Here is a 12,828-nt window from a genome sequence, read left to right on the forward strand (position 1 = left end):
AGGGTACGATTACGCTCGGCGATTCCTTCCCCACCCATCGATGCCGGCACATCCGGTCTCTTCGGCGACCCTCCGCACTCTCCCACCGGAGGAACTACATGGACCATCGCATGCTCGCCGTCGAAGATCCCGCGACCGGGCAACGGATCACGGCCGTCCCGAACGCAGGACCGGCCGATGTCGACAAAGCGGTCCGTGCCGCCGCCGACGCCTGGCCCGCTTGGCGCGCCACGGACCGGCACGCGGCGCTGGCGTCGTGCGCGGTCGTGGTCGAGGAGGCCGCGGCGGTGCTGGCGCCCGTGCTGACCGAAGAGCAGGGGAAACCGCTCCGGGAAGCCAAAGCCGAGTTCACCAAGGCGGCGGCGCGGTTCCGGTACTTCGCCCGGTCGAGGCTCGAACCGGCGGTCGTCGGCGACGGCCCGGTCGCCGCGATCACGCCGTGGAACTTCCCCGTGCAACTGGCCGCCGCGAAACTCGCGCCGGCGTTCGCCGCGGGGCACACGGTGGTGCTCAAACCGTCACCGCGCACTCCGCTCACCACGCTGCACCTGGGCCGGATGCTGACGGAAGTGCTGCCACCGGGCGTGCTGACCGTGCTCACCGGACAGGATCCGCTCGGCGAGCAACTGGTCGCCCATCCAGGGATCCGGAAGGTCGACTTCATGGGCTCGTCCGCCACCGGCAAGCAGGTCGCGGCCGCGGCGGGCTGGCACCGGCTGACCCTGGAAGTGGGCGGCAACGATCCCGCGATCGTCCTCCCCGGCACCGATCCGGCCGCCATCGCGGAACGGCTCTTCTGGAGCGCTTTCGCCAACTGCGGGCAGATCGGCATGGCGGTCGAACGGGTCTACGCCGTCGGGTCCGCCTACGACGGTGTCGTCGAGGCGCTGGCGGACATGGCGGCGAACGTCGTGGTGGGCGACGGGCGGACACCAGGGACACAGATCGGCCCGGTGAACAACCGGCCCCGCTACGACCGTGTCACCGGACTCACCGCCGAGGCGCGGGCGGACGGCGCGCGGATCGTCACCGGCGGACCGCTCGAAGGGCCGGGCTACTTCTTCGCACCGGCGATCCTCGCCGAGGCGCACGACGGCATGCGCGTGGTGATCGAGGAACAGTTCGGCCCGGTGCTGCCGGTCGTCCGATGCTCCACAGTGGACGAAGCCGTCGGGCTGGCGAACGCCACGGCGTTCGGCCTGTGCGGATCGGTGTGGGGCGCCGACGAGGAGTACGCCGCCGAGGTCGCGGCGCGGCTCGGCTGCGGCACGGTCCGGGTCAACGAACACCCGGCCCAGTCCGCCGACGAGCCGTTCGCGGGCTCGCGGTGGTCGGCGCTCGCGATCAGGGGGTGATCGTCCGCACGTCCCAGACCCAGACGCCGTCGACGAACTCGGCGGGTTTGCGCAGCAGCAGATCCACCGTGGCCCGGAACGCGTCCTGATGTTCGCGCGGGATCAGCACGAGGACGTCGGCGTTCCAGTACCGCAGATCCTCCAGCGCCTGCACCCGCTGCGACTCGGTGATCGTCGCGGGCACGCCGGTCTGCTTGATCTGGTCGAAGATGATCGACGTCGGCCGCTGGATGGCGCCGTAGCGGCCGCGTTTGTCTTCCGGGCCGCTCGGTCCGACGAAATAGCCCTCCGGCATCGAATAGCCGAGACCGGCGTCGATCTGCCAGTGCAGCGGCTCGGATTCGCCGGAACTCGGCAACGGCACGGGCACCAGGGTCCCGCCGGGCGCGACATAAGACCGCCAGGTGCCGTCGGCGAGGAACTTCGGCGTCGGCGGCCGCTCCTTCACGACCAATTGCGTCGGCGCGATCGGCAGCAGTACCGCGATGACGACGCCGATCCACACCAGCCGCAACGGGAATCGCCGCTCCCCTGGCACTTCCGGCAGCTTCGACGCGACCGCGTAGGCGCGCTCGGTCGCCAGCGCCAGCAGCGCGCCGATCAGCGGGATGCAGCCCATCGCGAGCCGAGATTCCAGCAGCGACTCGAACAGCGGCAGTTCCGACAGGAGTTTCCACGGCCCTGGAATCCCGGTTTCCTCGTGCACCACCACGAGTTGCACGCCGAGCGAGAGCCAGGCCATCACGAACATCGAGATCGCCAGCGCCCGCGCGAACACCTCGCGCCACAGCCAGACGGTGATGACGACCATCAGCACGATCAGCGGCCAGCCGAAGAACGCGTTCTCCTCGGTGCGGTTCATCGACACGTCCGCGGCGGCCTGCGGCTGCCCGGCGACCGACTGCGTCGCGAACCGGGTGAAGGCGGCCGTGTCGTTCCCGACGGAACCGTGTTCGATCGCCTGATAGCTCTGCGGGCCGAAGAACTGCCACCACAGCGGGAAAGCGCACAGCACGAGCGCCACGAGGACACCGATGCCGACACCGATCCCCAGCGGTTTCGCCATCGGCGGGAACTCGCGGTGGTTCGTCGCGAAATAGGCGACGGCGAAGATCGCGAACGCCATCGCGAAGATCAGCAGCGGTTCCTCGCCGAGGAAGACCTGGTACGCCGCCAGCAGGCCGAGGAAGATCCCGTTGCGGACCGGGCGTTCGCCGCGGGCGATCTTGAAGATCAGCAGCGCGATGAACGGCAGGACGAACCACGCGACGAAGTTCGGATGCGCGTTGCCGTGCGAGATCATCGGCGGGGCGAATCCGATGAACGCGCCGCCGATGGCCGCGCCGACCCGGTGGGTGACCAGGTGCCGCGAGAAGACCCAGTACCAGGCGGCCGCCGTGCCGGCGAGACCACCGGTGAGCGCGATGGCCCAGGTGAGCGTCGGGCCGAAGGTGAGCGTGATCGGCGAAAGCGGGATGCCGATGCCGAGCATGGCCGTGTTGGCCATCAGGTTCACGCCGAGCGGATGGTTCTGGAAGTGCGAGCTGAGCGGATTCCTCAGGTGCAGCACGTTGTCCGCGGTGACGGAGAAGAACCACTCCCACAGATTCTGGTCCGACGCGCTGTTCCAGAGATAGCCCTCTTCGAGATCGAGCCAGAGCCCGTTGTAGAGCAAGAAGGCGAACAGTACGAAGGCGCCCATGATGGCGGCGTCGGCCGCGGCGAACCGGCGGGGTCTCGCGGGAGTCTCGTCGGCCTCCACGTCCGCCGCCTCAGCCTGGAAAAGACTCACTGACCATCCTCACGGCTCGACAACGCGGGCGAGAAAGTAGATCACACCCGTCGAGGCATGCCTGACGAGCAGAAGGAAAGGACGATCGACGGCGACTTCCAGCGGTTCTTCGACCATGATCGACGTCAGCCGCATCAGCACCGCCGTCGCGGCGGCGCCTTCGAGACCCTGTTCGTCGATGCGGAGCACGGACTGGTGGAGGACGTCGGACACTTCGATCCGCTTGTCGTCGGCGAGCCCGGTGAGGTCGGCGGCGGCGGTGAACATCGTGCGCACACCGAGGTCCTGCAGTTTCGTCGTCAGCGGGCTGTCGACGTCCAGATCGAGTTTCGGCAGCGACAGGGCGAGCGTCTTGGACCGCGTGTTCTCCAGCAGTCCCGCCAGCTTGCCCGCGTCGAGTTCGGCGTCGTCGAGGTCGCCATCCGGCAGCAGGATGACCGCCTCCACCCCGCCCTCGGCACCGAGGCGGACGACCTGCCAGCCGTCCTCGTGGGTGTGGTCGAGCCGCGTTTCGAGCCACATCGTCGGAACCGTACGGGTGCCGGACGGCGCGTGGAAGTCCGCGGGCGCGGTGTTGTCACGCGAGAACGGGTTGGTCCACGCGGTTTTGAGATACAGCGCGTTGACGATCGCGGCGACGGTGTCCGGCGAGACGGTCCCCTGCTTGAGCAGTTCGGGGATCAGCTCGCGGGTGGCCTCGGCGACATCGGCGTTGATCAGCCGCCGCGCGGCCTCCGGATCGTCGCCAAACGGGGCGCTCTCGACCTTGCCGCCCGGCCAGGTGGCGAGCTCCTCGCGGAAGGACTCCTGCAGCGTCAGCCCGTCCCAGGCCCAGAGCGTGTTCGCGACCGCGAGTTCGGGACCGTCGTCGAGCAGCGACGAGGCCTTGCCCAGCAGGTCGGCGAGCTCGTCCGGGTCGCCGAGCAGCGCGATCAGTTCTTCTCTGGTCTTCCCCTTGGCGGCCTGCGTCACCAGGCCGAGCGCGCTCGCGATCGAGTACGGCGAGAAGCACGCGTTCTCCGCGCGGCTCGCCAGCACCCGGTAGAGGTCCAGACCAAACCGGAGGTGGCTTTCGACAGCTCCCATGCCGCAGACCGTACCGTGGACGAGCCCGCCCGTCTCCTGTCGAAGGTTCCCTCGTGCTCGAGGGTTGGCGCGAAGGTGCGAGTTTCACTCTTGCTGTCCGTGAAGGCCTCTTTCACTACCTTCAGGGTAGGCAAGGAGGCCTTCACGGACTTCAGGCGGGCAAGAGCGCCGGTACCGAGTCGGTCGGGTGGGTCGCCGGGCCGGAAAGCGTGACTCGCGTGATCAGACACGTGACTCGCGTGATTGGGCGGCGAACTCGCGTGATCAGACGGACGACACGCGCGCGGCCGGGGTCCTCACGACTCAGCCGTGGCGGCCCGTGTGCCAGGCGTGCCACGCGTAGGCCTGCGCGTCCGTGAGCGACGCCACCTGGTCGACGACCACGCGCAGCCGGGCCGCGTCGTCCGGGGCGGCCTCCCACGCGGGCAGGAACAGGCCGTCCAGCGCGTCCGGCGCGCGGCGGCACAGCGCGCCGACCAGTTCGGCGAGCGTCTGGCGCTGGCCGTCCTGCATCGCGAGCCGCCGCCTGTCGCTCATCACGTACCGCAGCGCCAGCGCCTTGAACAACGCGACCTCGGCCGCGACCTGCTCCGGAATGACCAGGCGCGCGGCGTAGCGGCTGAGCGGACCTTCGCCGTACACCTGCCTCGTCGCGCCGACGACCGCCGTCGCGAACCGGCCGACCAGTTCACTCGTCAGCCGCTTCAGCGCGACCTGCGCCTTGAGCGATCCGTCGAGTCCCGGTTCGGTGAGCTCCGCGACCACGGGCAGGTCGAGCAGTTCCTTCGCCGCACCCTCCAAAGTGGACTGTGACTGGTCCGAGAACCTCCGCGCGGCCTCGGCCACCGCCGCGCGTTCCTCGGCGTCGGCCAGTACCCGCAACGAGATCCGGCCAGCCAGCACCCCGTCCTCGACGTCGTGCACGGAGTACGCGACGTCGTCGGACCAGTCCATGATCTGTGCTTCCAGGCAGGTGCGGCGGTCCGGCGCGCCCGAGCGGACCCACGCGAAGACCTCGGCGTCGTCGGCGTAGACGCCGTACTTCGGATTGCCCTCTTCGCGCTGCCACGGGTACTTCGTCGAGGCGTCGAGGCAGGCGCGGGTGAGGTTCAGCCCGCCGACGACCCCGCCTTCGAGCAGGACCTTGGGCTCCAGCCTGGTCAGGATCCGCAGCGTCTGCGCGTTGCCCTCGAAACCGCCGCACGGCTGCGAGACCTCGTTCAGCGCGCGCTCGCCGTTGTGCCCGAACGGCGGATGCCCGATGTCGTGCGCGAGCCCGGCGGTGTCCACCAGGTCGGGGTCCGCGCCCAGTTCGTCCGCGATGCCGCGGCCGATCTGCGCGACCTCCAGCGAATGCGTCAGCCTGGTGCGGGGCACGCCGCTGACCTCGGCACCCTCACCGGGGCCGACCACCTGGGTCTTGCCTGCCAGCCGCCGCAGGGCCGCCGAGTGCAGCACCCGCGCGCGATCACGGGCGAAGGCACTCCGCCCGTCCTCCGCGCCTTCCAGCGCCGCGCCCTTGGGCCGCTCGGGCAGCAGGCGCGCCCTGTCGGCCTCGGTGTAGGTGTCCACGTGACCAGCTTAAACGCGATCACCGACACTTATCGCCGCGTCAGACCTCACCGGTACCGAACAGAGTGTCCGCCGGGGACTTCGTGAGGCGGTAATACAGCAGCGCGCCGGTCTCGCGGACGATGTAGCGGGCCTGCGTCTCGCGGGTCTGCACGATCGGGCCGCGATGGGTGGGCGACGTCCACACCTGAAGCCCGAGGTCGTCGGCCATCGCCCGCGCGCGGAAGGAATGCCACGGGTCGCTGACCAGCACCACGGTCTTCCAGCCCCGTTTCTGCACCTGCTCGGCGACCGCGCGCAGGCTGCGGAGCGTGTCACTGCCCTCGCCGACCGGCAGCGTCGCCGACGCGGGCACGCCACGTTTGCGGAGCCACTGCGCGCCGGCCTGGGCCTCGGTGTAGTTGTCTTCGGCCCGTTTGCCGCCCGCGGTGACGATCACCTTGGCGACGCCCTGGTCGTACAAGGTCTTCGCCTTGGCCAGCCGCGACTGGAAGATCTCCGACGGCCTGCCGTTGTACTGGGCCGCGCCGAGCACCACGATCACGTCGGCCTGATCACGCACGTCCTCCCGCGCGACCTGCCAGACCCGGAACGCCGTCCCGCCGATCACCGCGACGACGATCAGCAGGAACCCCGCCACGGTCCGGCGCACCCAGTTCGCGCGGGTGGGTTTGGTCCGTTCGGCGGTACTCACGGTGGTGATTCTCTCAGAGCGGCAAGACGATCTCAGAGCCAGCCGTGTTCTTCCGCGAGCCGCACCGCCTCGGCTCGCGTCCTCGCCCCGGTCTTGCCGATCGCGGCCGAAAGATGGTTGCGCACGGTGCCTTCGGAAAGGTGCAGCGCACCGGCGATGTCGGCCACCGTGCTGCCGTCCTTGGCCGCCCGGAGGACGTCGCGCTCGCGTCCGGTGAGCGGGCTGGCGCCGGTGGCGAGGGACTCGGCGGCGAGCGCGGGATCGACCACCCGGAGTCCACGGTGGACTCTGCGGACGGCGTCGACGAGCTGCTCCGGCGGGGCGTCCTTGACCACGAACCCCGCGGCGCCCGCCGCCATCGCCCGCGAGAGGTAGCCGGGTCTGCCGAAGGTGGTGCAGATGATGATCCGGCAGGACGGCAGCGCGCCGTGCAGCTCGGCGGCGGCTTCGAGGCCGTCCTTGCCCGGCATCTGGACGTCGAGCAGCGCGACGTCCGGGGCGGTCTCCTTCGCCCGCTGAAGCACTTCGTCGCCCGAACCGACCTGGGCGACCACCTCGATGTCGGTTTCGAGGCCGAGCACGGTGGCCAGCGCCCCACGCACCATGGCCTGGTCATCGGCGAGCAGGACCCGGATCACGCGCAGCCTCCAGCGGGTTCGGTGAGCGGCGCACGGGCGCCGCTCCGCACGGCGGACTCCGGTACCTCCGCGCGGACGAGCCATCCTCCCCCGGAAGGCGCGGTGGCGGTCAAGGTCCCGCCGACCGCGTCCAGCCGTTCGGTGAGCCCGCGCAGGCCGTTCCCCGCCGTGACCTCGCCGCCGTCACCGTCGTCCTCGATCTCCAGCCAGGTCTTGCCGAGGCGGACCCTGACCCGTTTCGCCCCGGAATGCCGGAGCACGTTGGTGACCGCCTCCCGCAGCACGTAGCCGAAGGTCCGCTGCAGCGCGGGTTCGACGTTGTCCACCGCGTGCGGCAGGTCGGCGTCGATCTCGGCCGCCCGCAGCGCCGCCCTCGCCCCGGCGACCTCGGCCGAAAGCGACACCTCGCGATACTCGGAGACCGTGGCACGGATGTCCGAGAGCGCGCTGCGGGTCAGGTTCTCGACGTCGCTGATCTCCTGCAGCGCTCGGGGATCGTCCTTGCCGCTTTCCAGGATGCGGCGGGCGAGCCCGGCCTTGACCGTGATGGTGGTGAGGCTGTGGCCCAGGATGTCGTGCAGGTCCCGCGCCAGGCGCTCGCGTTCCCCCGCCACCGCGAGCGTCGCGATCTCCCGGTTCGCCGCCTCCAGCTTCCGCACCGCGCGGACCAGGTTCGCCATGAAGAACATCGCCGCCGTGATCGAAGCGGTCGCCACCAGGTCACCGAAGTCGTCCCTCCCGATGGCCAGGTGGACGGCCAGCACCAGCAGCAGCGCACCGCCGTCCAGGATCAACGCCCATGCCGCAGGCAAGGTGAAGGACAGCACCGCCGTCGCGTAGATCAGGATGTACGGGTTGTTGTCGTGCAGGAACACCAGGGCGAGGCCGATGAGCAGCATCCCCACCGAGAAGGTGTAGGTCGTCTTCCGCCGGGACGGCGACAGGCTGAGCGGGAACAGCACGTAGCAGGCGCCGTAGGCGAGCATGAGAGCGGCGAGCACCAGTTCTTCCCCGGTCACCCCGTCGGTGGTCAGCTCGACCGCGGTGGGGATGAAGCTGGGCAGGATGAAGGCGATGCCGATGATGGCCCACCGTCCCGGCCGGGGTCCGCTACCGGTCCGCGGCGGCATGTCCGCCCACCAGTTCTCCCGGTTGTTCAAACCCGTCTGCACTCTGCCCGAGTAGTCCTTCACCTGGTCACCTTTTTCTCAGACCCGCGCACTGTCCTTACGGTAACGCCTGATCACCAGCGCCCCGAGGACCACGGTCCACGCCGCCAGCACGCCCAGCGCGGCCGGGAGGCTCACCGTGAGATGGTCGGTGACGACCGGGCGGACCAGCTGGATCAGCCAGTACGTCGGCATCACCTGGGCGATGTCGGCCATCCAGGACGGCATTCCGTCGATCGGGATCCACAGGCCGCCGAGGAAGCCCATCCCCATCATGACGATCATGTTCACCGGCTGCATCGAGTCCGGCGTGCCGAACTGGCCCAGCAGCAGGCCGAGCAGCACCAGCGGGATCGCGCCGAGCCAGACGCCGAGCACCAGCCGCAGCCAGCCGGCCGCGTCGAGATGGACGCCCTGGACCAGGACGCCGACCAGCGGGACGACGAGCAAGGACGGAAGCGCGACGAGCATCGCCGAAAGTGCCTTGCCACCGAGGTAGCCGGTGCCGGTCAACGGGGTCAGCCGCAGCTGGCGCTGCCAGCCCGTGGACCGCTCGATGGCCAGTTTCGAGCCGCTCGTCATCGCGGCCGAGAAGGTGCCGAAGGCCATCATGTTGACCATGATCACCCCGGAGATGTCCACGCTGGCCGAGCTGAAAACGTTGGCCTGCAACAGGAACATCAGCACAGGGAAGGCGACGGCGAAGAGCACGAACCGCGTCGAGCGGAAGGTGCGGACGATCTCGGTCTTGAGGTAGGTCGGGTTCATCGGACGGCGTCCTCGGTGTCTTCGGTGGTCAGGGAAAGGAACGCGCCTTCGAGGCCGACGGCGCTGATCTCGATGTCGTACGCTTCGGGGATTTCGGTCATCAGTGCCCGCAGCGTGGTGTCGGAATCGGAACTGGAGATGGCGACGCGGCCACCGCGGAGTTCGAACCCGGTGATCGCGGGCAGCCCCGCGATCACCGGTTCCGCCGCCTCGGGCACCGCCGCGCGGATCGTGCGCCCCCCTGCCAGCGCACGCACCTGCGCGACCGAACCGTCCGCGACGATCCGCCCCGAGCGCATCAGCACGACCCGGTCGGCGAACTCTTCGGCCTCTTCGAGGTAGTGGGTCGCGAACAGGACCGTGCGACCGGAGTTCGTGTACTCGTACATCGACTTCCAGAATTCGCGGCGCGTGCCGACGTCCATCGCGGCGGTCGGCTCGTCGAGGATCAGCAGATCCGGGTCGCTCACCAGCGCGACCGCGAACCGCACACGCTGCTTCTGCCCGCCGGAAAGCTTGGTGGCGCGCCGGTTCGCGATGTCCTCGATCCCGGCGCGGCGCAGCGCGGCGCGCACGGGCATCGGCTTGCGGTGCAGCGCGGCGACCATGCCGACGGTCTCCGCGACCGTGAGATCCTCGACGAGCGCGCCGCCCTGCAGCATCGCGCCGATCATCCCGTCGCCGACCGCTTCGCCCGGTTTCCGCCCGAAGACGCTCACGGTGCCGCTGTCGGGCTCGGTGAGCCCCAGGATCATGTCGACCGTGGTGGATTTGCCCGCGCCGTTGGGGCCCAGCAGGGCGACCACTTCGCCCGGTGCGATCGTGAGGTCCAGGCCGTCGACGGCGTGGACGTCGCCGTAATGCTTGCGCAGGCCGGAAAGTCGTACCGCCGCCCCCGCGGTGATGTCTTGTTCTCCCATGCCTAGAGCTTGTCGCGCCGAGGCGTTCCGGCCGTGGGCCGCGCGTCACGACCTGGACATGACAGTTGTCAGGGGTCAGGAGGGCGTCCGAAGTACGTGAAGGCCCTGTCCGTTGGCTTCGGAGCACGGCCTGCTCGACCCACGACTGTCCACAAGGGACACCATTCTCCGCCGACGCGCCCGGTTTGTGCACTTTGCGTGACTTTACGAAGGGGTCGTGAGTGGCAAAGAGCGTTCTATTTGAGGGGTAAGTCAAATGCGTCCTGGCGGGCGGCGATGCCCTCGGCCGCACTTCGAGATGTCTCAAAGGGGGCCTTCAGGACGGTGAACGTCCCACAGGGGGCCTTCGAGACACGGCGCCCGAGTCACCCGATCCCAGGTCGCCCCCAATGCCACATTCGGCGCACACCCCAACGACACGACACGTTTGCCCTACCCCTCAATAACCTCTTTAGCACTCACGACCCGGCCCCGCCGGTCGGTCCGGAACCAAGCCCTCAAGGCAGCGAAGAAGGTCGGCTCGGCAGGGCTCGATCACGCCGTATTCGCCCTGCCCCCGCCGATGACATGAAAGGCCCCCTTCATTGCAAATTTTGCAATGAAGGGGGCCTTCACGTACTTGCCCTGGAGGTGTCAGGCGCCGATCAGGCGACCCGCCAGGTACGACTCCAGCTTGTCGATCGCGACCCGCTCCTGCGCCATGGTGTCGCGCTCCCGCACGGTCACCGCGTGGTCGTTGAGCGAGTCGAAGTCGACGGTGACGCAGTACGGCGTGCCGATCTCGTCCTGACGCCGGTAGCGGCGGCCGATCGCGCCGGCGTCGTCGAAGTCGGCGTTCCAGTGCTTGCGCAGCGCCGCCGCGACGTCACGCGCCTTCGGCGTGAGGTCGGCGTTGCGGGACAGCGGGAGCACGGCGACCTTGAACGGCGCGAGCCGGTAGTCCAGCTTGAGCACCGCGCGGGTGTCGGTGCTGCCCTTGGCGTTCGGCACCTCTTCCTCGTGGTAGGCGTCGACGAGGAACGCCATCATCGACCGGCCGACACCGGCCGCGGGCTCGATGACGAACGGGCGGAACCGCTGCTTCGTGGCCTGGTCGAAGAACGACAGGTCGACGCCGGAGTGGTTCGAGTGCGTCGTGAGGTCGAAGTCGGTGCGGTTCGCGATGCCCTCGAGCTCGCCCCATTCCTGGCCCGCGTTGAACGCGAAGCGGTACTCGATGTCGACGGTGCGCTTCGAGTAGTGGGAGAGCTTTTCCTTCGGGTGCTCGTACAGGCGGAGGTTGTCCGCCTTGATGCCGAGGTCCTTGTACCACTCGGTGCGCGCGTCGATCCAGTACTGGTGCCAGGTCTCGTCCTCGCCCGGCTCGACGAAGAACTCCATCTCCATCTGCTCGAACTCGCGCGTGCGGAAGATGAAGTTGCCCGGTGTGATCTCGTTCCGGAACGACTTGCCGATCTGGCCGATGCCGAACGGCGGCTTCTTGCGCGCCGCGGTCTGCACGTTGAGGAAGTTGATGAAGATGCCCTGCGCGGTCTCCGGACGCAGGTAGTGCACGCCTTCCTCGGACTCGACCGGGCCGAGGTAGGTCTTCAGCATCATGTTGAAGTCACGCGGCGCGGTGTACTGCCCGCGGTTGCCGCAGTTCGGGCACGGCACCTCGGACAGGTCGTCCTCGGACACCTCCTTGCCCGAACGGGCGGAGAAGTCCTCGGCCAGCTGGTCGGCACGGAAACGCTTGTGACAGGAAAGACATTCGATCAGCGGGTCGGTGAAGACGTCGAGGTGACCCGACGCGCTCCAGACCTGGCGCGGCAGGATGACCGAGGAGTCGAGGCCGACGACGTCGTCCCGGCTCTGCACGACGGTCTTCCACCACTGGCGCTTGATGTTGTCCTTGAGTTCGACACCGAGGGGCCCGTAGTCCCACGCCGACTTGGTACCGCCGTAGATCTCTCCACACGGGAAAACGAAGCCTCGACGCTTGCACAGGCTGACGACGGTCTCAATGGTGTTGGCGGGCACTCCACGCTCCGAAGCATGCGGGGACGGGTATGGGTTAGAAGGACAAGCCTAACTGCCCGTCCCCGCGCGACCTCCGGCGAGGTCGGACGGCTCAGGGCCGGCTGACCAACGACGCGGTGACGATGCGGTTGTCCTCGTATCCGTCGGTCCCGCCGACGTATTCGCCACCACAGGTGACCAGCACCAGCCGATGCGGGCCGTCCGGTCCGAACAGCTTCTCCGACTCTTCGGCCAGCTTCGTCTTGTGCACGGTGACGATCTCGCCGATCTTGTAGACCCACTTGCCGCCGTCGGTGTCGACGAGGTCGACCTCCTGCCCGGTCTTGAGCCGCCACAGTTCGTCGAACGGGCCCTTCTTGCCCTTCCAGTTCACATGCCCGGAAAGCAGGGACGCGCCCTGCTCAGCGCCCAGTTTCGCGCCCCACCAGGTGGCTTCGTCGAGGCCCTCGGGGATGGGGAGGGTGCCGTCTGCGGTCAGTTCCTTGCGGATCAGTTTCGCCGTGCCGCCACCGGGAAGTTTGACCGTGCCGGGTGCCTGGCCGGTCTCGGCCGGAGCCTGAGACGACTGCGTCGCCGAGGTGTTCGCCTGCTCCTGCGCGGCCGCGACGACCGGTTCACTCTGTCCGGTGAAAACCAGGACCGCGACCACGGCCGCCACCACGAAGATCGCGGCGGCGGCGAGGATCCACCCCAGGTTGGAGCGCTTCTTCGGCTGCTCCTCGCTCGCCGCACCGTCGTCGAACTGTCCCACCATCGGGTATTACTCCTTGCTCGCGTCAAGCCGCCGAAGCGGCCGGTGTCGCTAGACACGC

General features: G+C 68.8%; 11 protein-coding genes. 1 reads left to right on the top strand and 10 read right to left on the bottom strand.

Features of this window, described 5'->3' with window-relative positions:
* The first annotated feature begins 98 nt into the window (after nucleotides 1–98).
* Entirely contained in the window at nucleotides 99–1,355 is a 1,257-nt protein-coding gene (locus AMYAL_RS0100625; RefSeq protein ID WP_020629362.1) for an aldehyde dehydrogenase family protein, read from the top strand.
* Here AMYAL_RS0100625 and AMYAL_RS0100630 read toward each other — a convergent pair.
* The 10 genes from AMYAL_RS0100630 to AMYAL_RS0100675 form a co-directional block, all read right to left on the bottom strand.
* A complete protein-coding gene (locus AMYAL_RS0100630; protein ID WP_020629363.1) occupies nucleotides 1,345–3,147 on the bottom strand; it encodes a hypothetical protein in 1,803 nt (600 codons plus the stop codon). The genes AMYAL_RS0100625 and AMYAL_RS0100630 overlap by 11 nt on opposite strands.
* Before the next feature lie 9 nt (nucleotides 3,148–3,156).
* Nucleotides 3,157–4,233 (bottom strand): serpin family protein, encoded by a 1,077-nt coding sequence (locus AMYAL_RS0100635; RefSeq protein ID WP_020629364.1) that lies wholly within the window; start codon nucleotides 4,231–4,233, stop codon nucleotides 3,157–3,159.
* Between the two features lie 303 nt (nucleotides 4,234–4,536).
* The gene (locus tag AMYAL_RS0100640) at nucleotides 4,537–5,805 is read right to left on the bottom strand and encodes a deoxyguanosinetriphosphate triphosphohydrolase (RefSeq protein WP_020629365.1); all 1,269 of its coding nucleotides are present in this window, start codon (nucleotides 5,803–5,805) and stop codon (nucleotides 4,537–4,539) included.
* A gap of 40 nt (nucleotides 5,806–5,845) precedes the next feature.
* Nucleotides 5,846–6,499 carry a YdcF family protein gene (locus AMYAL_RS0100645; RefSeq protein ID WP_020629366.1) on the bottom strand — a complete coding sequence of 218 codons (654 nt, stop codon included), beginning with the start codon at nucleotides 6,497–6,499 and terminating at the stop codon, nucleotides 5,846–5,848.
* A gap of 32 nt (nucleotides 6,500–6,531) precedes the next feature.
* Nucleotides 6,532–7,137, bottom strand: coding sequence for a response regulator transcription factor (locus AMYAL_RS0100650; RefSeq protein WP_020629367.1), 606 nt, complete (start codon nucleotides 7,135–7,137; stop codon nucleotides 6,532–6,534).
* Nucleotides 7,134–8,330, bottom strand: coding sequence for a sensor histidine kinase (locus tag AMYAL_RS0100655; protein WP_020629368.1), 1,197 nt, complete (start codon nucleotides 8,328–8,330; stop codon nucleotides 7,134–7,136). The genes AMYAL_RS0100650 and AMYAL_RS0100655 overlap by 4 nt, the downstream gene beginning before the upstream one ends.
* 15 nt (nucleotides 8,331–8,345) lie before the next feature.
* The gene (locus AMYAL_RS0100660) at nucleotides 8,346–9,074 is read right to left on the bottom strand and encodes an ABC transporter permease (protein WP_020629369.1); all 729 of its coding nucleotides are present in this window, start codon (nucleotides 9,072–9,074) and stop codon (nucleotides 8,346–8,348) included.
* A complete protein-coding gene (locus tag AMYAL_RS0100665; RefSeq protein ID WP_020629370.1) occupies nucleotides 9,071–9,994 on the bottom strand; it encodes an ABC transporter ATP-binding protein in 924 nt (307 codons plus the stop codon). Before AMYAL_RS0100665 ends, AMYAL_RS0100660 begins: the two co-directional genes overlap by 4 nt.
* Before the next feature lie 633 nt (nucleotides 9,995–10,627).
* Complete coding sequence (locus AMYAL_RS0100670; protein WP_020629371.1) at nucleotides 10,628–12,016, bottom strand: glycine--tRNA ligase; 1,389 nt, start codon at nucleotides 12,014–12,016, stop codon at nucleotides 10,628–10,630.
* Nucleotides 12,017–12,107: 91 nt separating this feature from the next.
* Entirely contained in the window at nucleotides 12,108–12,770 is a 663-nt protein-coding gene (locus tag AMYAL_RS0100675) for a class F sortase (RefSeq protein WP_020629372.1), read from the bottom strand.
* Nucleotides 12,771–12,828: the final 58 nt, after the last annotated feature.

The sequence above is a fragment of the Amycolatopsis alba DSM 44262 genome (genome assembly GCF_000384215.1).
Lineage (GTDB): Bacteria > Actinomycetota > Actinomycetes > Mycobacteriales > Pseudonocardiaceae > Amycolatopsis > Amycolatopsis alba.